Annotated in this window: 20 protein-coding genes; 7 read left to right on the top strand and 13 right to left on the bottom strand. The window is 28.1% G+C overall.

Annotation, left to right across the window (positions count from 1 at the left end; genetic code table 11):
• The first annotated feature begins 319 nt into the window (after window positions 1–319).
• The 6 genes from BP769_RS07205 to glmM (BP769_RS07180) all read left to right on the top strand — a co-directional run bounded on the left by BP769_RS07205 (window position 320) and on the right by glmM (BP769_RS07180) (window position 8,055).
• Window positions 320–2,536, top strand: a complete 2,217-nt coding sequence (locus BP769_RS07205) for a CDC48 family AAA ATPase (RefSeq protein ID WP_409198054.1) — start codon at window positions 320–322, stop codon at window positions 2,534–2,536.
• Window positions 2,537–2,812: 276 nt separating this feature from the next.
• Window positions 2,813–4,087 (top strand): phosphomethylpyrimidine synthase, encoded by a 1,275-nt coding sequence (thiC, locus tag BP769_RS07200; protein ID WP_409198055.1) that lies wholly within the window; start codon window positions 2,813–2,815, stop codon window positions 4,085–4,087.
• A 29-nt stretch (window positions 4,088–4,116) separates the two neighbouring features.
• A complete protein-coding gene (locus BP769_RS07195) occupies window positions 4,117–4,398 on the top strand; it encodes a glutaredoxin family protein (RefSeq protein WP_409198056.1) in 282 nt (93 codons plus the stop codon).
• Window positions 4,399–4,437: 39 nt separating this feature from the next.
• On the top strand, window positions 4,438–4,908 hold the full coding sequence (locus BP769_RS07190) for a ferredoxin-thioredoxin reductase catalytic domain-containing protein (RefSeq protein ID WP_409198057.1): 471 nt from the start codon (window positions 4,438–4,440) through the stop codon (window positions 4,906–4,908).
• A gap of 16 nt (window positions 4,909–4,924) precedes the next feature.
• The gene (locus BP769_RS07185) at window positions 4,925–6,577 is read left to right on the top strand and encodes an ATP-dependent DNA ligase (protein WP_409198058.1); all 1,653 of its coding nucleotides are present in this window, start codon (window positions 4,925–4,927) and stop codon (window positions 6,575–6,577) included.
• Between the two features lie 116 nt (window positions 6,578–6,693).
• Window positions 6,694–8,055: a phosphoglucosamine mutase gene (gene glmM / locus BP769_RS07180; protein WP_409198059.1), complete on the top strand. Its 1,362-nt coding sequence runs from the start codon at window positions 6,694–6,696 to the stop codon at window positions 8,053–8,055.
• 188 nt (window positions 8,056–8,243) lie between these two features.
• Here glmM (BP769_RS07180) and BP769_RS07175 read toward each other — a convergent pair whose 3' ends face one another.
• The 8 genes from BP769_RS07175 to BP769_RS07140 all read right to left on the bottom strand — a co-directional run bounded on the left by BP769_RS07175 (window position 8,244) and on the right by BP769_RS07140 (window position 16,189).
• Window positions 8,244–8,483 (bottom strand): hypothetical protein, encoded by a 240-nt coding sequence (locus tag BP769_RS07175; protein WP_409198060.1) that lies wholly within the window; start codon window positions 8,481–8,483, stop codon window positions 8,244–8,246.
• A gap of 15 nt (window positions 8,484–8,498) precedes the next feature.
• The gene (locus BP769_RS07170; RefSeq protein ID WP_409198061.1) at window positions 8,499–9,635 is read right to left on the bottom strand and encodes a tetratricopeptide repeat protein; all 1,137 of its coding nucleotides are present in this window, start codon (window positions 9,633–9,635) and stop codon (window positions 8,499–8,501) included.
• A 42-nt stretch (window positions 9,636–9,677) separates the two neighbouring features.
• Window positions 9,678–10,388: an anaerobic ribonucleoside-triphosphate reductase activating protein gene (locus BP769_RS07165; protein ID WP_409198062.1), complete on the bottom strand. Its 711-nt coding sequence runs from the start codon at window positions 10,386–10,388 to the stop codon at window positions 9,678–9,680.
• 34 nt (window positions 10,389–10,422) lie between these two features.
• Window positions 10,423–11,520: a histidinol-phosphate transaminase gene (gene hisC / locus BP769_RS07160; protein ID WP_409198063.1), complete on the bottom strand. Its 1,098-nt coding sequence runs from the start codon at window positions 11,518–11,520 to the stop codon at window positions 10,423–10,425.
• A 35-nt stretch (window positions 11,521–11,555) separates the two neighbouring features.
• Window positions 11,556–12,086, bottom strand: coding sequence for a gamma carbonic anhydrase family protein (locus BP769_RS07155; RefSeq protein ID WP_409198064.1), 531 nt, complete (start codon window positions 12,084–12,086; stop codon window positions 11,556–11,558).
• A 53-nt stretch (window positions 12,087–12,139) separates the two neighbouring features.
• Complete coding sequence (gene glmU, locus BP769_RS07150) at window positions 12,140–13,447, bottom strand: bifunctional sugar-1-phosphate nucleotidylyltransferase/acetyltransferase (RefSeq protein ID WP_409198065.1); 1,308 nt, start codon at window positions 13,445–13,447, stop codon at window positions 12,140–12,142.
• A 115-nt stretch (window positions 13,448–13,562) separates the two neighbouring features.
• A complete protein-coding gene (gene glmM, locus BP769_RS07145) occupies window positions 13,563–14,918 on the bottom strand; it encodes a phosphoglucosamine mutase (protein ID WP_409198066.1) in 1,356 nt (451 codons plus the stop codon).
• A gap of 32 nt (window positions 14,919–14,950) precedes the next feature.
• Window positions 14,951–16,189: a 2,3-bisphosphoglycerate-independent phosphoglycerate mutase gene (locus BP769_RS07140; protein WP_409198067.1), complete on the bottom strand. Its 1,239-nt coding sequence runs from the start codon at window positions 16,187–16,189 to the stop codon at window positions 14,951–14,953.
• A gap of 263 nt (window positions 16,190–16,452) precedes the next feature.
• Between BP769_RS07140 and BP769_RS07135 the strand changes: the two genes are divergently transcribed.
• The gene (locus BP769_RS07135) at window positions 16,453–16,617 is read left to right on the top strand and encodes a rubredoxin (protein ID WP_409198068.1); all 165 of its coding nucleotides are present in this window, start codon (window positions 16,453–16,455) and stop codon (window positions 16,615–16,617) included.
• Window positions 16,618–16,665: 48 nt separating this feature from the next.
• Here the strand turns inward: BP769_RS07135 and BP769_RS07130 are convergent, their stop codons facing one another.
• The 5 genes from BP769_RS07130 to mtnP all read right to left on the bottom strand — a co-directional run bounded on the left by BP769_RS07130 (window position 16,666) and on the right by mtnP (window position 20,298).
• Window positions 16,666–17,364: a TIGR00297 family protein gene (locus BP769_RS07130; RefSeq protein ID WP_409198069.1), complete on the bottom strand. Its 699-nt coding sequence runs from the start codon at window positions 17,362–17,364 to the stop codon at window positions 16,666–16,668.
• A 196-nt stretch (window positions 17,365–17,560) separates the two neighbouring features.
• Window positions 17,561–18,139, bottom strand: a complete 579-nt coding sequence (locus BP769_RS07125; protein WP_409198070.1) for a 30S ribosomal protein S3ae — start codon at window positions 18,137–18,139, stop codon at window positions 17,561–17,563.
• A 434-nt stretch (window positions 18,140–18,573) separates the two neighbouring features.
• A complete protein-coding gene (locus tag BP769_RS07120) occupies window positions 18,574–18,906 on the bottom strand; it encodes a NifB/NifX family molybdenum-iron cluster-binding protein (RefSeq protein WP_413824489.1) in 333 nt (110 codons plus the stop codon).
• A 27-nt stretch (window positions 18,907–18,933) separates the two neighbouring features.
• Window positions 18,934–19,503, bottom strand: a complete 570-nt coding sequence (locus BP769_RS07115) for a flavodoxin family protein (RefSeq protein WP_409198072.1) — start codon at window positions 19,501–19,503, stop codon at window positions 18,934–18,936.
• A 33-nt stretch (window positions 19,504–19,536) separates the two neighbouring features.
• Window positions 19,537–20,298: an S-methyl-5'-thioadenosine phosphorylase gene (gene mtnP, locus BP769_RS07110; RefSeq protein WP_413824491.1), complete on the bottom strand. Its 762-nt coding sequence runs from the start codon at window positions 20,296–20,298 to the stop codon at window positions 19,537–19,539.
• Between the last annotated feature and the right edge of the window lies 1 nt (window position 20,299).

Here is a 20,299-nt window from a genome sequence, read left to right as displayed (position 1 = left end):
ACTATAAGTGATTAAATATAAAAAATAAGAATAATAAATGGTTTAATAAATCGATTAAAAAAAAGTAAAAACCGAAATGTTTATATATTAGAAAATGCACATATTATACTATAGTTACAAAAACTTACTAAAAGATAATTGAAAGTAAAAAAAATAAAAAAGAAAGTATAAAACAATTTTTTATGAATAGCGTAACTATAATGCACAAAATTACAATTAAAATAACAAGAGTAACTTAAAAGTCAAAAGGTGATAATTAAAACTTAAAAAATAGAATAATTTAAAAAGAAATAAAAAATTAAAAAAGGAGATGGAAGTTATGGAAAATAATAATCAACAAAATCAAGAAATCACATTAAAAGTTGCAGAAGCAAGATCACAACACGACGTAGGTAAAGGAATAGCAAGAATCGATCCTGAAACAATGGTCAAAATTGGAGTAACTGATGGAGAAATAATACAAATAACCGGTAATAAAACAACAGCCGCAATGGTATTTTCATCACAAAATGAAATAAATTCAAAAACATTACGAATAGATGGTACAACCCGTAAAAACTCCAAAGCATCCATAGGACAAGAAGTTACTGTTCAAAAAGCTGAAGCAAAAGAAGCTAAAAAAATAAAATTAGCACCATTAGAAGATCCCATAAGAGTTAGTGGAGATTTAAATTCAGCTTTTAGGAATAAAGTGATGGTACAAGGTGATATAATAGTAACTGGATATAAACAACAAAGACAAAACTTAGGTGGAAACAGTTTATTTGATGATATGTTCCGAGAAATGATGGAAGTTCCAGCACTAGGTCAATTGAAATTAGCGGTAGTAAATACAAATCCTTTAGGAATTGTATATGTAGGACCCAACACCCAAATAGAAATGCAAGAAAATCCTGTAGACTTATCAAAAATTGAAGGAATATCTAACTTTGTGGATGTAAGCTATGAAGATATTGGTGGTTTAAAAGAAGAAGTTAAAAAAGTTAGAGAAATGGTAGAAATTCCACTTAAACGACCAGAAATATTTGATAAATTAGGAATTACCCCTCCTAAAGGAATTTTAATGTATGGACCTCCAGGAACAGGAAAAACATTACTTGCAAAAGCAGTAGCAAACGAAAGTGATGCGCATTTCATTACAATAAATGGGCCAGAAATAATGAGTAAATATGTTGGAGGATCAGAAGAAAATTTAAGAGGATTTTTTGATGAAGCAGAAGAAAATGCGCCTTCAATAATATTTATAGATGAATTAGATGCTATTGCTCCAAAAAGAGAAGAAACACAAGGAGAAACTGAAAGACGAACTGTAGCACAACTTTTAACATTAATGGACGGCCTTAACTCACGTGGACAAGTTGTGGTAATAGGAGCAACTAATCGTCCAGATTCATTAGACCCTGCATTAAGAAGACCTGGAAGATTTGACAGAGAAATTGAAATTGGAATACCTGATGTTGATGAAAGAAAAGAAATTTTAGAAATCCATACAAGATCAATGCCATTAGGTAAAGATGTAAATTTAGATGAATTTGCAGAATCAACCCACGGATTTGTTGGGGCAGATTTAGGATCATTAGCAAAAGAAGCAGCAATGAGAGTTGTTAGAAGAATAATTCCTGAAATTAAAGATGGGGAACCAATTCCTGAAGAAACTCTCAAAAAGATTATAGTAAACAAAGATGATTTTAAAGAAGCACTTAAAGAAATTCAACCATCTGCATTAAGAGAAGTAACAGTTCAAGTACCTGACGTAAAATGGGATGATATAGGTGGATTAGATGAAGCTAAACAAGAATTAAAAGAAGCCATTGAATGGCCTTTAAAATATCCGGAAAATTTTGAAAAATTCGGAATTAAGCCACCTAAAGGAACTTTATTATATGGAATTCCAGGAACAGGAAAAACATTACTTGCAAAAGCAGTAGCAAACGAAAGTGAAGCAAATTTCATATCTGTTAAAGGACCAGAATTATTATCAAAATGGGTAGGAGATTCAGAAAAAGGAATTAGAGAAGTATTTAAAAAAGCTAAACAAGCTTCCCCAACAGTAATATTCTTTGATGAATTAGATTCAATAGCCAGCACACGTGGAAATTCATTAGGAGATTCTGGTGTAACTCAAAGAGTAGTTAATCAATTATTAACTGAAATTGATGGTATGGAAGAATTACATGATGTTGCAGTAATTGGTGCTACAAACCGACCAGATATGATTGATCCAGGACTTATGAGACCTGGAAGATTTGATAGACATATTGAAGTTGGCACACCTAATGAAGAAGGTAGATTATCCATATTTAAGGTACATACTAAAAATATGCCTTTATCTAAAGATGTTAAATTAGAAAAATTAGCAAAAGAAGCAGAAGGTTATGTTGGAGCTGATATTGAAGCAGTATGTCGAGAAGCTGCAATGTTAACTTTAAGAAATAATATGGATTCAAATGAAGTTCCAATGAAATACTTTGAAGAAGCAATGGATAAGGTAAAACCTAGTAATAATAACTCTGATGATATGATTCAATATAATTAAATAGATTAGAAAAAAAGAATTATAACTAGTTTATAGCCATTAAACATCCTAATTAATAGAGTTTACTAAAACCAGAAAATAAAGAGAAAATAGTTAATTATTTAACTATATCTCTTATTTTTTTAAAACATTTGTATTACTTTTTTTAAAAATAATAATAAAAATTGTTAATTGAACTTTAATTTTAAACAAAATTTAATATTAAGTATATACTTCATATAAAATAGAGAAAAAATTTTCAATAATATATTACTATTAAATTTCGAGGGATTATAATTGACTCAAATGGAAGAAGCTAAAAAAGGCAATATCACTCCAGAAATGGAAAAAATTTGTGAAAAAGAAAGAATTAGTACTAAAGAAATAATAACTAAAGTAGCAGAAGGTAAAATAGTAATACCTAAAAATATTAACCGAAACACAGAAGCATGTGGAATAGGTGAAGGATTAAGCACAAAAATAAATGCAAACATAGGTTCAAGTAGTAAAATAGAAAATATAAAATTAGAAACCCATAAAGCAAAACTATGTATGGAATATGGTGCTGATGCATTAATGGACTTAAGTACTGGTCCTGATTTAGAATTATTCAGAAAACAAATAATGGAAACTGTAAATATACCGATAGGAACTGTTCCTATTTACGAAGCAGGAGTCATTACTCTTAACAAAGGAAACGAAATTATTGATATGGAAGAAGATGATATTTTTAAAACAATAGAAAAACAAGCTAAAGAAGGAGTTGATTTCATGACTTTACATTGTGGAATCACTCAAGATCTAGTTAAAAAATTAAAAAATGCTAAAAGAGAAATGGGAATAGTTAGTAGAGGCGGAACATTCTTAGCTTCATGGATTTTACATAACGAAAAAGAAAATCCATTATATGAAAATTATGATTACTTACTTGAATTAGCTAAAGAATATGATATAACTCTAAGTTTAGGTGACGGGTTACGACCAGGATGTTTATCCGATGCTAGCGATGTTCCCCAAATTCAAGAATTAGTTACTTTAGGAACATTAGTTAAGAGAGCCCAAGAAGCCTCTGTTCAAAGTATGGTTGAAGGACCAGGACATGTACCTTTAAACCAAATAAAGTCAAATATGGAAATACAAAAAACATTATGTTATGGTGCACCTTTCTATGTATTAGGTCCAATTGTAACAGATTTAGCACCCGGATATGACCACATAACTTCTGCAATCGGAGGAGCAATAGCAGCATCCAGCGGTGCGGATTTTTTATGTTATGTAACTCCAGCAGAACATTTAGGTTTACCTGAATTAGATGATGTTAAAGAAGGTATAATTGCATCAAAAATAGCAGCTCAAGCTGGAGATGTAGCTTTAGGGTTGGATACCGCATGGGAAAAAGAAAAAATGATGTCAAAAGCTAGAAGAAACTTTGATTGGGATCAACAATTTGATATAGCATTTGATAGTTCTAAACCTAGAAAATATCGTGACAAATGTAAACTTGATGATAATGAAATGTGTACAATGTGCGGAGAATACTGCTCTGTTAAAATAGCAAAAGATGATTTTTAATTAATTAAAAAAAAAGAAGATGTGATAAAATGGAATTAGAACATGTAAATGGAGAAAATAAAGGAGATATATTATTATTTGCTTTAAGTACCTGTGGATGGTGTAAAAAAACAAGAGAACATCTTGAAAAGTTAAATTTAGAATATGATTATATTTATGTAGATTTAACTGAAGGTGAAGAAAGAAACGAAGCTGTTGAAACACTTCAAAAATATAATAAAGATATATCATTCCCTACAATTGTATACAATGATAAAGACATTATAATTGGATACAAACCTGATGAAATTGATGATTTAATAAAAGAATGATTAATGAAAAAATTATTTTAATAGGAGAGTGTCCTTAAAATGTTAACTTATGACAAATTTAAAAAATCTGCAGAGGATAATGGATATTTCATAAACCCCGATAAAGAATTTGTTGAAACACTTATTGAAAATATTGAGGTTAATAAAGATCGATATGGTTATGGAGCTTGTCCTTGTAGATTAGCAAGTGGAGATAAAACAAAGGATCTAGATTTGATATGTCCATGTGATTATAGAGATATAGATCTCGAAGAATATGGATCATGTTTTTGTGCTTTATATGTTAATAAAAAAATAGCAAATAGTCAAGAAACAGCACAATCAATTCCAGATAGAAGATTAAGTGAAATTAATAAAAAAATAGAATTAAAAGATGAATCTAAAGTTTTAAATACAAAATATCCTATTTGGAGATGTAAAGTCTGTGGATATTTATGTAGTAGAGAAAAACCTCCGGAAATATGTCCAATTTGTAAAGCAGAATCTTTAAGGTTTGAAAAACTATTATAAAAAGGAATTTAATTAAATGAAGTACCAAGAACTTGTAAATGTTTATGAAGCATTGAGTAATACTACTAAAAGATTAAAAAAAACAGATATTTTAGCTAATTTTTTTAAGAAGGTAGATGATGAAACATTACCTATTGTAACTTTATTAGCTTTAGGGAAAGTATTTCCATTTTACAGTGAACAAGAAATGGGAATCGGAGATAAACTCGTAATGAAAGCTATTAGTAAAGTTATTGGAGTAAATGAAAATGAAGTTGAAAATCAAATAAGGGACCAAGGGGATATTGGAGCAGCTGCTGAAAAATTATATTCTAAAAAGAGCCAAACTACTTTTTTTTCACAACCCCTAAGTATCAAATTTGTTTTTAGTAACTTAAAAAAATTAGCAACTATTTCTGGTAATAATTCAACCAACAAAAAGATTTCAATAATTTTAGAGTTATTATCTTCAGCTTCTGGAACAGAAGCCAAATATATTACTAGAACAATAACTGAAGAATTAAGAATTGGAGTAGGTGAAGGAATTATTCGTGACGCCATTTCTGATGCTTTTGATATAAATAAAAGTGTCACTGAAAGAGCTTATATGTTAACAAATGATTTAGGACTTGTTGCAGAAGTAGGAAAAAATCAGGGCGAAAATGGACTAAAAAAATTGTCTTTAACCCCAGGAAAACCTGTTAAACCTATGCTTGCACAATTATCTCCTAATATAGATGAAAGTATATTAGAGATGGGTGAAGCTCTTTGTGAAACTAAGTATGATGGAATACGTATGCAAGTTCATAAAAATGGAGACAATATAACAATATTTACTAGACGATTAGAAAATATTACAAAAGCTATTCCAGAAATAGTAAATGAAATTCGTGAGGCATTTCCGGATGAAAATTATATTGCAGAAGGTGAAGTCATAGCAACACGTAATGGTAAACCTTTATCTTTCCAAAATATATTACACAGAGTCCGTAGAAAATATAATATTGAAGAAGCTATTGAGTCTGTTCCTCTTAAAGTTTATTTATACGATCTTTTATATTATAAAAAACCAACATTGGATGAACCAATTAAAATAAGAAGAGAGATTCTTGAAAAAATTGTTAATACAAAAAGTGATAATTTAAATCTTAGTGAAAAAGCTATGGTTAATGAAGATAATCTTAAAGATGCAAAAAGATTATTTGAAAAATCTATTGCCGAAGGGCATGAAGGAATAATGATTAAAGATGCCAAAGAACCATATATACCTGGAATTCGTGGCAAAAAAATGTTAAAATTTAAAGCTGAACCGGAAACATTAGATGTTGTGGTTGTTGGGGGAACATATGGTATAGGTAAAAGAGGTAATTTTATTGGATCCTACATGGTAGCTCTTAGAAATGATGATGAAGAATTAGAAACTGTTGCTCATGTAGCTACTGGTTTAACTGATGAAACCTTAGCAAAATTAACAAAAATGATGGAAAAATATAAAATTAACGAAAAAGGTACAAAAATTATTGTTAAGCCTAAAATAATTTTAGAAATTGCATATAGTGAAATCGTTAAAAGTCCAGAATATGATGCAGGTTATTCTTTAAGATTCCCTGTAGTGAAAAGAATTCGTGACGATAAAGGCTTAGAAGATATTGATACTGTAGAAAGATTGAAATCTATGTATAAAGAATAGATTCTTTTTTAAAAAAAATTTATAATTAAAAAAATATAAAATAAATACTATAATAATTTATGAATTCCAATATATAGGATATATTTTTAAAAATAATATTAATGGTGATTTGATTTATGGCAAATAAAAGATTATTTGGGACATTTGGAGTTAGAAGAATAGCAAACGAAGTTTTAAATCCGGAATTTGCATCCCGATTAGCAGCATGTTATGGTACATTAGTTCAAGGAACTGTGGCTATTGGAGGAGATACAAGAACAAGTACTCCTATGTTAAAACATGCTATAACCGCAGGATTATTATCTTCAGGTTGTGATGTAATAGACCTTGGAATTTTACCTACTCCAGCAATACAATATGCTGTTAGAACATATTATGATGGTGGAATTATAGTTACTGCATCACATAATCCTCCAAAGTATAATGGACTAAAATTTGTAGATGAATTTGGTATTGGTACTCCCGATAATATGGAATTAAAAATAGAAGAATTATACTTTGATAAAGAACCTAAACGAGCTAAATGGAATGAAATGGGAAAATATTGTATTAATGAATCTATTATAGACGAATATATTGAAGAAACTCTTAAAAGAGTAGATGTAGATGCAATAAAAAATGCAAATTTAAAAGTAGTAGTCGATTGTGGTTCTGGAGCTGGTTCTTTCACAGCACCTTACATATTAAGAAAGCTTGGATGTGAAGTAACTACATTAAATTGTCAAGCTGATGGATTTTTCCCAGGACGTAACCCTGAACCAATAGAACCAAATTTAACAGAATTAATAAACACTGTAAAAATTTTAAATGCTGATTTAGGTTTAGCTCATGATGGTGATGCAGACAGAACTATTTGTATTGATAATAAAGGAAACTTTGTTTTAGGAGATAAAACTTTTTCATTAGTTGAAAAACAAATGTTAAAGGAAAACAATGGAGGAATTATAGTAACTACTGTTGCAACTTCAACTGCAATTTATGATATAGCTAAACAGTATAATGGTAAAGTTATAACAACCGCTGTAGGAGACTTACTTGTAGCAAGAAAATTAAAAGAAGAAAATGGTCTTTTTGGTGGAGAAGAAAACGGTGGCCTTATTTTCCCAAACTTTGTTTATGGTCGTGACGCTGCAATGACTGTAGCTAAGATATTAGAGATAATTGCTAAGGAAAAAAAATCATTATATGAACTTGTTAAAGAATTACCAAAATATTATTCTGAAAAAATGAAAATTGAATGTCCTGATAATAAAAAATCAGAAATTATGAAAAGTATTGTTAAGGAAATAAAAGAAACAACTAATTATAAAATAGACACTACAGATGGAGTGAAGATATTAAAAGAAGATGGTTGGATTATTATAAGACCTTCCGGAACTGAACCTATTTTTAGATGTTTTGCAGAATCAGATTCTCAAAAAAAATCTACTGAAATGACAGAATGGGGTATTTCTTTAATTAAAAAATATTTAAAATAAACATAATAATTTAAAAATTGCTTTATTTTTTCTATTAAAAATTTAAAAGAATTGACTAATTAAATAGAAATAAATATTAAAACTTTAATAAAAAACATAAGGTAATTAAATAATTTAAGCAATACATGAAAAAATTAGAAAAATTAGAAAACTTAAGGTATATGTTCTTACACTTTTTTAATAAAAAGTTATACCAATAAAAAATAGGTATATAATGCAGATATTAAACAAAACCCAATATAAATTATAACTCTTACAGTAATCAATTTTTCATGTTTACCTTGATAATCATGAGTAAAATGATCAACAACAATCATTATTAAAAATATTAAGAAAAAAATCAAACCTGGAATTAATTTACCTAAAATAATTTGACTTGTTCCAGGTATCAAAAAAGCCAAAGCAATCAAAATTAAATCATACCACATAAAAAAACCCAAAAATTATAAATTTTCTAAACATTCCTCTTTCAAAAATTGAGCATCCTCATTATTTGGATGCTTAGCTAAAATTTTAATAAAATAACTTAAAGCCTCTTGATATTCCTCTAATTCCATTAAAACAATACCTTTATTTAATAAAAAAATTGGATTATCATTTTCAAGATTAATAGCTTTATTATAACAATCTAAAGCTTCTTGAAAACGCCCTAAATCTAACAAAGCATTGCCTTTTCTATTTTGAGCAGAAGCATCAATATCCGAATCATCAAAACATAACTCCATTGCTTTATCATAAGATTCCAAAGCCTTTTCAGGGTTATTTAAATCATTTAAAAGATTTCCTCTAGCATTCCAAACTTGAGGATCAGAATCATCTATACTTAAAATTTTATCATAAATATTTAGAGCTTCATTTAATCTGCCTAAAACTTGAAGAATAAAACCTCTCCAATATAAAACTACAGTATTTTCAGGATTTATTTTAACAGCCTCATCATTAACTTCAAGAGCCTCTTCAATACGCTCACAATTTAAAAGAGCAATTGCTTTATTATTTAGTATATACTCATTATTTGGGTTTACTTCAATAGCTTTATCATAACAACCAATAGCTTCATGAAATTTACCCAAACGAGAGAGATTATCTCCCTTTTTATTCAATAAATAAATATCTTCAGAATCAAACCCTAAAGCCGCTGAATAACACAACACAGACTTATCATATTTACCACTATCAAAAAGTATATCTGCTCTTTGGGTAATCATGGCTTTTTCATCAATTTTATCTCCAATCCAATCTTCAATATTTAATTTTTCAAAATAGATTACCTGAAAAATATTATCATCATTAATATCTTCAGCATACATCTTCTTAAATTCTTTAGTCATTTCTTGAGCATTAAGAAACCCTTCCTCTTTTGCTAATTTGTCATTATGTTTTAAATTTTTAAATTTAATCAAATCAACTTTAGTAACTTGAGCTTCAAAAACTTTCTTTTTTTCTTTAGAAATTAAATTCCAATAACAGTATAAACGATCCCCTACTTTTAAAGGATTTTTCCATAATTTACGTATTGTCATGTTCTTTTTTTGAGTAATAATATTAATATTTTGACTTCCAAACGACAATATTGGCATTTAATCCCTCTAAAATTTTTTTAAAAACATGAAAAAGAAAATTTAAATAACTTCCTCTCCAAATTCTGCACTTTTCACTTTAATAACTGAGTCTTTAAGTATTGATTTTATTTTTTTAGCCATATCCTTCAATTCATGAGGATTAGGACTTTCAATATCTTTTAAATCTTCATCAAGAACACTTCTATTTCTAAACTGTTGTAAGGTATAAACATTACAATTAATTTCATAGCTTATATCAATAATATCTTCAGGTTTAAGTAAACCCGGAACATAAGTAGTCCGACATTCCAAATAGGTTTTATCATATTGATTAACTAATTCCATACTTTTTTTAACATTTTCCCCAATATTTGAACCAATTATGGTTTCATATTTTTCAAAAGGAGATTTAATATCCATTGCAACATAATCAACTAAATTTAAATCTAAAACTTTTTTTAATCTATCTGGATAAACTCCACTTGTATCTAATTTAGTTTTTAATCCTAATTTTTTAGCAACACGTAGAATACTTATCAAATCATCTAATTGTGATAGTGGTTCCCCTCCAGATACATCAACTGCATCAATAAAATCTTTGGAATCATCAATTACTTTATAAACTTCACCAATATCAATATCATCACCATCTTCTAAAATTTCACCATTATGACAATAAGGACATCTTAAAGGACAACCTGCTAAGAAAATTACTAAAGACATATTCCCATGAAATTCAACAGAAGATATTAATGTAGTTCCAATTTTCATAATTTGTGTAACCTACCTTTTAATATATTTTTACTTAATTTACAACTTCTTTTAATATGTTTAAAAACTTTTTGTCTTCTTCAATAGTTGCAATACTTATTCTAATCCAATATTCATCTAAACCTTTAAAAGAAGTACAATCTCTAACAATTACGCCCTTTTTTAACAATTCATAAGATAATTCATTTGCAGTAAATCCAGTTTCCCTTACATCTATTACCATAAAATTTGATTGAGATTTTAAAACATGCAATTTATTGATTTTAGAAACACCTTCATATAATAAATCCCTACTTTCTTTACCTTTAATAATTGAATCTTCTATGAATTTTTTATCTTTTAAAGTTGCTAAAGCCGCCACATAAGATAGCCGAGTGAGAGAAAAAACAGGTTTAATTCTATGCATATATTCTATATTCTCACTATTAGATAAACCATAACCTATTCTCATACCTGCTAGACCCATAACTTTTGAGAAAGTTCTTAAAATAAACACATTAGAATAATCTTTAATTAAATTAACATGATTAGATTCAGCATATTCAATATAAGCTTCATCAATAATTACTAAAGCATTAGTAGCATCTAAAATTGTTTTAATATCTTCTTCATTAATAACAGCCCCTGTAGGATTATTTGGAGAACATAAAAAAATCATTTTTGTTTTATCAGATAAAGAATTTAAAATTGAATCAACATCCAAAGTATTACTATTTAAATCCCAATTACCATAAATTGGTATTGCCCCATAAGGTTTTAAAAGAAACTCATAATATGTGTAAGATGGCAATGGAACAATAAATTCATCACCAGGTTCGATAAAAGTTTTAATTAATGAATCTAAAACTTCATCAGCACCATCTCCACCAATAATAACCTGATTAGGTTTAACACCTGCATAATTTGCAATTTCTGATTCAAGTTTAGTTAAATCAGATTCTGGATATCTATTAACATTATCAACTTCATTTAGAATAGCAGTCTTAACTTTACTAGAAGGACCCCATGGATTTTCATTTGAACCTAATTTAATTATATCCTTTTCATTTATATTAAATTCATTAACAATTTCTTCTTTGGATCTACCCGGAACATACGGATCTAATTCTAATACTGCTTTTTTCGGATTCATTTTTTTATACCTACATTAAAAAAAAAGATTATTAATTAAAATTCAAATTCAACATCATATATTTTTGGGGCATCTTTAACAAAATTAAAATTCGCATCATATGCATTGGATAAATTTACATAATGCTTAGCATTAAATTTAATTAAATTTAATTGTTTTTCTGAAATTTCTTTAACAACTTTCCCCGGAGTACCCATTATTAAACTATTGTCTGGAAATTCATGATTTTCTGTAACAACAGCACCTGCAGCAACAATAGAATTTTTACCAATGTGCGCATTATTTAAAACAGTTGCATTCATTCCAACAATTACATTATCATCTATAGTACATCCATGCACAACAGCAGCGTGACCGATAGATACATTTTCACCTATATTTAATGATAAACCTGGAGAACAATGAAGAACACAATTATCCTGAACATTAGAATCCTTTCCTAATGAAATATGACTTGTATCTCCTCTAATAACTGCATTATACCATACTGAAACATTTTCCCCTAAATCAACGTCTCCTACAACATGAGCTCCTGGGAAAATTTTTGCTGACTTGTGAATATTCATTTTTTATTCCTCCTAAATATAAAAATTATTTGTTTTATATAAAAAAATTTAATTTAATCTTTTAAATTATCTAATGAACACTGGTCATTAGTTGTTTTATCTTGAATGATATAATCTTGTTTAACTAATATTCTCATATTAGAACCTACATCATGGTATAATAAAACACCAGATCCAATAGTTGAACTTGAACCAACTTTAACTCCTGGAGAAAAACTTGAATTTATTCCAGTTTTTACACTATCTCCAATTATAGCTCCTAATTTTCTTCTTCCACTATCTTCTTTCTTATTCTTAATAATTGTTTTAACTGATTTATTATCAAAACGTAAATTAGCTATATTAGTTCCTGCAGCAATATTACAATTTGATCCTATAACAGAATCTCCAACATAACTTAAATGTCCAACATTTGTGTTTTCCATGATGATAGAATTTTTAATCTCAACGGCATTACCTACATGTACATTATCGCCGAAGTAAGTATTTCCACGAATATAAGAATTAGGACCAATATCACAGTTTTTACCTATATAAACTGAACCTTCAATATATACTCCAGATTTAAGGATGCTTCCTTCATCTAGGAAGACTTCACCATGAATAGTTACACCTGACTCTACTTTTCCTTTAATTTCTCCTTTGATTTTTTTAAGTAATCTTTCATTAATTTCAATTAACTCCCAAGGACGCCCCACATCAATCCAATCTTTAGTAGTTACATATGCTTTAACTATTTTATTTTCTTCAATTTGCATTGATAATGAGTCAGTTATTTCATATTCTCCTCTTGAAGAGATTTGAGTTTTATTAATTTTATCAAAAATATCTTTATTAAAAATATAAATTCCAGTGTTGATTAAATTACTTGGAGCTTCTCCTTTTTTAGGTTTTTCTACAATGTTTTTTACTAAACCATTTTCTACTTCAACTACTCCAAAAGAACTTGGATTGTTCACTTCTTTTAAAACCATTAAAGTATCTACTTCACTTTCATTATATTTTGAAATGAGTTCTTCAATAATATCATTATTTAATATTAAATCGCCGTTTAAAACAATAACACTATCATTAATAAAATCTTCACCATAACCAATAGCATTAGCAGTGCCTGCTAAATTAGTTTGTGTTTTATAAGAAATATTAACACCAAACTCTTTACCATCCTTAAAATAATTTTTAACAATATCTTCTTTATACCCAACAATTAAAAGTATGTCTTTAATACCATTATCTCTTAAAATTTCAATGTTATATTGCATAATAGGTTTACCTGCAACAGGTAACATTGTTTTAGGTTTTGTTAATGTTAACGGTCGCATACGTGTTCCTTCACCGGCACTTAATATTATTGCTTTCATTTGCTTTTTTCCTCCTTAGCAAATTATAAAATTTTTAAGTTTAATTATTAATTTAATTTGTTGATTGAATTATTTTAAATTAACTAAAATTCTTAATTATGTGAAATTGAATTATTCATGAAAGATTTTTTTCAATTAAAAATACACATTTTTGTCTTATTAATTCTGCTTTTTCTTCAGTTTTAGCTTCTAAAGTAATTCTAATATAATCTTCAGTACCAGAAGGTCTTAATAGTACCCAACTTCCATCATCAAATGTTAAACGAATCCCATCAATAGAATTAACATATTTAATATCATCAAATTCTTCTTTTAATTGTTCTTCCATATTTTCGAACACCTTTAATTTATCCTCTTTAGAACAAACCACTTTTTCTCTAATACTGAAATAAGAAGATATTTCATTTAATAATTTACTTAAAGGCCCTTCTTTTGATACTATTTCTGCAATTCTAAGACCAGACAATAAACCATCAGGGCACATACAAAAATCAGGGTGCACCCATGTTCCAGAGGGTTCCCCTCCAAATGTAGCATCATTTTTAATAATGGACTCAGCAACTGCAACATCACCAACTTTTGTTCTAATTACTTTTCCCCCAACTTTTTCCATTACTTCATCCATACATAATCCTGCATCAACTGTTGTAACTACTGTCCCTCCAAAATTTTTTGAAATAAGGGCTAATAACTTATCAAATTCTGATATATTCCCATTTTCATCAACAGCCATCATTCTATCAGCATCCCCATCATGAGCTATTCCAAGATCTGCACCTGTAGCAACAACCACTTTCATAAGATTTTGAAGATTAGTTTTATTAGGTTCAGGATTACGTCCAGGGAAAAATCCATCTACTTGAGAGTTAAGAGTTATCACATCACAACCAGCTTTTCTGAATATTATAGGAGATAATTCTGATCCTGCACCAGAAGCTGCATCGATTACAACTTTTAAACCTTTTTTAATATTAACTGTGTTTAATAAATCATTCATATATTGTTTTTTAATCTCAGTATTATGAGTTACTGAACCTATATATTCCCAACTTACATTTCCATAAGCTTTAGAATTGTATAATTGTTCTATTTCAGCTTCTTGAATAGGAGTATAAGCCATACCATTAGGATTCCATAATTTAATACCATTATATTGAGGAGGGTTATGTGATGCTGTAATCATTATTCCTGCATTAGCACCTAATTTAAGTGTAGCATAACCTACTAATGGTGTTGGAACCATACCTAATTTAATTATGTTTATTCCACCTTCCATCAAACCAGATACAATAGCTTGTTCCAACATTTTATTGGTTGTTCGAGTATCATAACCAATAACAACAGTCCCTTCATTTTTTAAATATGAAGCTAAAGATTTTCCAACATTTAAAGCTAAATTTGCATTAATTTCTGTACCTATTTTACCTCTAATCCCAGAAGTTCCAAAAAGTTTCTTATTCTCATTACTCATTAAAAAACACAACCATTAAAATTTTCATTTAATCAAGCACCAAATTTATGAGAATTATTCATTAAATCCATAACAATATTCATTACATCAGATCCTCTAATTCTACACAATCCACCTTTTGCAACAGCAAATTCATTATATTCTTTAACATCATCAACCCTTACTTCAGGACTATTAATTATAACAGGAACAGGATCTCCAGAATGATTCATAACAGAAATTGGAGTTGAATGGTCAGCTGTTAAAAATAATACAACATTTTTAAGGTTTAATAATTTACTCATAACAATTTTATCAACTTTTTCAATGAATTCTTTTTTCTGAATTGCATTACCATCATGACCTGCTTCATCAGCACCATCAATATTAATTAAAAAGAAATTGTGATCTGTATTATTTACTTGATTAATTATTGTATCAATAATATTATCCAAATTAGTATCTACACCACCAGTAACATCATCCATTTCAATAATATCCATACCTGCAAATCGTCCAATTCCCATAATTAAACCAGTTTCAGCTATACATGCAGAATTAACTTCATATTTTTCATTAATATGTTCTACTTTAGGTACAGCTCCTGCACCACGAGGTATTATTATATTAGCAGGGGGTTTATTTTCCTCCATACGTCCAATATTAACCGGATGATTTTTTACCATTTCATAGGATTTTTCAACAATTTTATTTAGTAAATCTGCAGTTCTTTTAGCTTCTTCACTACCATCAGTACTTTCAACTATTTTAGGTTTTTTACCTTCAACTTTAGGGTCTGCATCTGTTACCTTATCAGATAAACCTTCCCCACGCAATACAAGAACTGCTCTATGGCCAGTAGATTCTTTAAAAATTATCTGAATATCTTCATAACCTTTTATAACCATAGTATTTAAAACATCTACAATATCTTTAGTACCTTCTCTAATTCTTCCAGCACGTCTATCCGTTATAATTCCATTTTCATCAGCTGTTGAGAAATTACATCTAAATGCTATATCTCCAGGAATAACATCTAATCCAACACCAGATGCTTCAAATGGTCCACGTCCAGTATAAACTTCATATGGATCATAACCTAAAATAGATAAATGAGCTGTATCACTTCCAGGTATTATTCCAGGTCTTATAGAATCCATTATACCAGTAATACCACGTTCTGCCATTTTATCCATATTTGGAGTGTTAGCTGCTTGAAGAGGTGTTTGATTATCTAATTCTTTTAAAGGACGATCTCCCATTCCATCCATAACTAATATAATTCCTTTCATTTTTTCATCACCTTTTTAAAATAAAATTAAAGAAAATTTAAATTTCATTAATGAGATATAATAAAATTCTAAATTTAATTTCTAAATTAATATATATGATTAGGTTTTAGTTTAAAATGATTTATATAATTTTATATATTGATAAAAAATTTTTGTAAAATATAAAATTAATTTGATAAGTAAAAAACATTTTAGAAATTAATAAATATAAGTTATTACAAAATTTGAATTACTTAAATTAAAATAAAAAAAAAGGTGATTTTATGGTAATATACGAATGTATGCACTGTGAATATAAATTTGACTCTGAAAAAGGCGATCCTGCATATAATATACCAGCAGGAACTTTATTAGAAGATTTACCTGATGATTGGGCTTGTCCGGAATGTGCAGCAGGTAAAGAAGCTTTCATTATAGTTGAAGAATAAATTCTAAAAAAATTTTTTAATAAAAAAAATTTCTTTTTTTTCTATTTTTTATAATACACATATTATACCCACTATAGCTCCAGTTATAGTAGCCAATAAATTAACATGCTCATTATTTAAATAATCTCTTCTTTCAAATACTGCCCCAAGAAAGCTATCCATAAAGCAGCCCACAGTACCTGAAATAATTGCTATTTTTATAGACATCCAAGGATCAGGCATTATACCTAAAATAAAAGCTGCAAAACCTATTATACCTGCACCAACAATTCCAACTGCAGTTCCTAAAAAGGATATAGCTCCATCAGTACCAGGACTAACTTTCTTAAAAGTTGTTATAAGTACTGGATTTTGTAAAACTCCAATTTCACTTGCAAGAGTATCTGCAGTAGCTGTTGCTATAGAACCTAAAAAACCACCTACAAAGGGCAAATAATAACCACCAAACGCGGCCATAAGGAAAGCAACCAAACCATTCGAAATAACATTTTTAGCCGTTCTTCTACCTTCATATTCCCCAATACTATTTTTATAAGGTTTTGCAAATTTTGTGGCCAATAAACTCATGATTAAAAAAATTACAATTAAAATTAACCAACTTACACCAGCTGAAAATATGATTACAATACCCATTATTATCATTGTAAGAGAACCTAATAAATCTAAAGATTTTCTCCAATACACAAAAAATCCTAATAAGAAGAGTATTATCACATAACCCCAATTAATCATTAAAGCTTCTTCCATAATAACCACTAAATATAATTTATTTATATTATATAAGTTTAATCATAAAAAGATAACTATTAATTTATATTTAAGGGATAAATATTGAAATTTAGAATAAAAAATAATAAAAACTTAAAATATAAAAAACGATTTTAAAAAAAAGTGAAAAATAGAGAATTTATTTTATAAATAAATTCTTTAATCTGAAAAGTAATTAATCTAATACTTTACTTTTAATAACTTCTACTCTTTTAAGAGGATAGATTTTTTTAGCAGTATGATAAATTTCACTTGCTAATCTACCATTAACAGAAGTTTCAATAACATCTTCAAAGTTCTTTTCTACAGCAATGTTATTAACTAATTCAGTAATTGTTTCTCTCATGAATTTTTGTTGAGAAGATTTTGCTCTTCTAGTAGTAACAGCTAAAACATGAAGCTTCATTTTATGTCCATCTTTTGTTTCAATTATAACAGGAGTATCTATTCTACTAGTACCTCTTCTAATCATACTTCTAACATAATCAGTAGTTGTTTTATGTCCAGTGAATTTTGTATTTGCAACATCACCAGCTACATTATCAATTTCAAATTGTAATTTAATATATTGTTTAGAAAAATCACCAGTTAATTCTCTCATAGTAACTTCTACTGTTCTTCCTACAAGAAAATCAGGATCTCTTGAAGGGGTTTCTCCAATTTCCTTATCTCCAAAAGCTACAGGAGTTTTTATAGTATACCAATCTTTTTCTTTCCAAGTATCACGTACGTGTCGTCTTTTTGCTTTTGCCATTTAAATCAAACCTCTATTTATTTTATTTTCCGTATTTTTTGTAATTAATTAATAATATTATCATAAAAATTTTCTTTATATTGATAAAACATAGTTTATACTAGTTATTTTATGATAAATAATAATTTAAAATTTAGATCATATGCATTAAAGCATAATCAAAAATATCTTTTATATAGTTTATTAGATTTTTAGTAAATTTTCATAGAGTACTCTAATATTAAGCATTATAAAATTAAATATAAAATAAGCTGTAAAATACAATTAAAAGCTAATTAAACCCTATAATCCACAATCTAACAAATATGGAGTCAATCCATTCTATTTAAAAATTATTCTGTAAAAAAGTTTTAAAAAATTAAAACCCGCCCATAAAGGTTATTATTACATTAATAATTTATCTTATTTAAAGGTTTTCAATAGAATAAAAAAAATTATAAATGTCCTTTCATGAATTTAACATGATCAATATAACGTTCTAAAACTTCTTTAATAGGTCCTTCATCTTCAATAATTTTTAAATTAGCTTTTTTAGCTTTTAATTTAGTTGTAGGTCCATATTTAACCACGATAACTGTTTCACAATCAGAAACAGCATCAATAACTTTAGTAGATTGGTGTTTAACCTCATCAAAAATATCTACATTCCTCTTTTCAATAAACTTAATATTATTCTCATCAATTAAATCATACACAAATAAAGTTTTAGCTTTACCAAAATGTAAATCAACATCTTTACCATTAGATGATGCAACAGCTACTCTCAAACAAACCACCTAAAAAAAATTAAAAGTTTAATTTTTAATTTTATTTAATAAGTTAGCAACATTTTCTCCAAATAATTTAATTGTTTCAATACCTTCAGTATCTTGAAGAGCAGTACCTTCAGCTCCTGCAAAAACCATATTCCAATAATTACTACCAATTATAATCATTTCATTAATATTGAAAAACATGGACATTTCTTGTAATGTGATAGAGGTACCGCCTCTTCTAGCAATTGCAATTGGCCCCCCAACCATCCAAGATAAAAATTTATCATTACCTCTAGAAACTTTACCAATTCTTTGTAAAGCTGCCATAATATCTCCACGTGCAGTACCAAAGTAAACAGGTGCAGCTGGAATAAAACCATCCGCTTTTCTTATTTTTTCGATAATTTCATCTAAGCCATCATTGATGACACAATTCCCTTTAGTTTTACATGCATTACAACCTACACAAGATTGAATATTCAATCCTCTTAAGTTAACTATCTCAGTTTCAACACCTTTAGATTCTATAGATTTAGCACATTCCTCTAAAACTTGCATAGTATTACTATTTTCTCTTGGACTTCCACATAATAAAATAACTTTTGTCATAACAAAATCTCCTAAATAATTTTTTTATAAAACTTAAAATTCAGCACCATTTAAAACATGTAAACAATCACAATCAAAATCTTCATTTAAATCTTTGATTGTTTTATAAATTAAATTAATCAAATCATTATTCTTTTCTTCCATGATTTCTAATACTTCATCCATAGTTAATTTATTAGGTGAAATACCAGAACCATAATTAGAAACAACACATATAGAACTATAACATATCTCTTTTTCTTTAGCTAAAACTGCTTCGGGGAGACCTGTCATACCCACAACATCCCCACCAAGTTTTTGAAACATGTTAATTTCTGCAGGAGTTTCAAATCTAGGACCTTCAGTACATACATAAGTCCCATGAGAAATGACATCCCCATTAGAAATAATTTTATTTCTTAAGCGGTTACAATAAGGTTCAGTAAAATCTAAATGAACAACTTTTTTATCATAAAAAGTTCTATCTCTTAAAACTGTAAAATCAAGAAAATCATCCACAACAACAAATGAACCGGGACCCATATCTAAATTAATACTACCTACAGAATTAGTAGCAATTATTTGATTAACCCCTAAACTTTTTAAAGCAGAAATATTAGCTTTAAAATTTATCATATGTGGAGAATATGCATGTCCTGATGAGTGTCTTGGTAAAAAAGCAACTTCTTTACCCTCTATTTCTAGAAGAGAAACTTCAGGATTTACATTATAATTTGTTTTAACTTTAATTTTCTCTTCATTATCTGCTTTTTCCGCTATATTGTATACACCAGTTCCACCAATAATACCTATCATA

Origin of the sequence: Methanobrevibacter sp. UBA417, assembly GCF_002508845.1 — an archaeon.
GTDB classification, from domain to species: Archaea; Methanobacteriota; Methanobacteria; order Methanobacteriales; family Methanobacteriaceae; genus Methanobrevibacter_A; species Methanobrevibacter_A acididurans.
The sequence above is the reverse complement of the archived record's forward strand: the minus strand, read 5'-3'. Positions and strand labels throughout refer to the sequence as shown.

Excerpts from the sequence above, each read along its gene's own strand:
- glmU (WP_409198065.1), bottom strand. The coding sequence starts at position 13,447 with ATGAAAGCAATAATATTAAGTGCCGGTGAAGGAACACGTATGCGACCG.
- BP769_RS07165 (WP_409198062.1), bottom strand. The coding sequence starts at position 10,388 with ATGAAAATTGGAACTACATTAATATCTTCTGTTGAATTTCATGGGAAT.
- glmM (WP_409198066.1), bottom strand. The coding sequence starts at position 14,918 with ATGAGTAATGAGAATAAGAAACTTTTTGGAACTTCTGGGATTAGAGGT.
- BP769_RS07140 (WP_409198067.1), bottom strand. The coding sequence starts at position 16,189 with ATGAAAGGAATTATATTAGTTATGGATGGAATGGGAGATCGTCCTTTA.
- glmM (WP_409198059.1), top strand. The coding sequence starts at position 6,694 with ATGGCAAATAAAAGATTATTTGGGACATTTGGAGTTAGAAGAATAGCA.
- BP769_RS07135 (WP_409198068.1), top strand. The coding sequence starts at position 16,453 with ATGGTAATATACGAATGTATGCACTGTGAATATAAATTTGACTCTGAA.
- BP769_RS07195 (WP_409198056.1), top strand. The coding sequence starts at position 4,117 with ATGGAATTAGAACATGTAAATGGAGAAAATAAAGGAGATATATTATTA.
- BP769_RS07190 (WP_409198057.1), top strand. The coding sequence starts at position 4,438 with ATGTTAACTTATGACAAATTTAAAAAATCTGCAGAGGATAATGGATAT.
- BP769_RS07125 (WP_409198070.1), bottom strand. The coding sequence starts at position 18,139 with ATGGCAAAAGCAAAAAGACGACACGTACGTGATACTTGGAAAGAAAAA.
- BP769_RS07115 (WP_409198072.1), bottom strand. The coding sequence starts at position 19,503 with ATGACAAAAGTTATTTTATTATGTGGAAGTCCAAGAGAAAATAGTAAT.
- BP769_RS07130 (WP_409198069.1), bottom strand. The coding sequence starts at position 17,364 with ATGGAAGAAGCTTTAATGATTAATTGGGGTTATGTGATAATACTCTTC.
- hisC (WP_409198063.1), bottom strand. The coding sequence starts at position 11,520 with ATGAATCCGAAAAAAGCAGTATTAGAATTAGATCCGTATGTTCCGGGT.
- mtnP (WP_413824491.1), bottom strand. The coding sequence starts at position 20,298 with ATGATAGGTATTATTGGTGGAACTGGTGTATACAATATAGCGGAAAAA.
- BP769_RS07185 (WP_409198058.1), top strand. The coding sequence starts at position 4,925 with ATGAAGTACCAAGAACTTGTAAATGTTTATGAAGCATTGAGTAATACT.
- BP769_RS07170 (WP_409198061.1), bottom strand. The coding sequence starts at position 9,635 with ATGCCAATATTGTCGTTTGGAAGTCAAAATATTAATATTATTACTCAA.
- BP769_RS07175 (WP_409198060.1), bottom strand. The coding sequence starts at position 8,483 with ATGTGGTATGATTTAATTTTGATTGCTTTGGCTTTTTTGATACCTGGA.
- BP769_RS07155 (WP_409198064.1), bottom strand. The coding sequence starts at position 12,086 with ATGAATATTCACAAGTCAGCAAAAATTTTCCCAGGAGCTCATGTTGTA.
- BP769_RS07205 (WP_409198054.1), top strand. The coding sequence starts at position 320 with ATGGAAAATAATAATCAACAAAATCAAGAAATCACATTAAAAGTTGCA.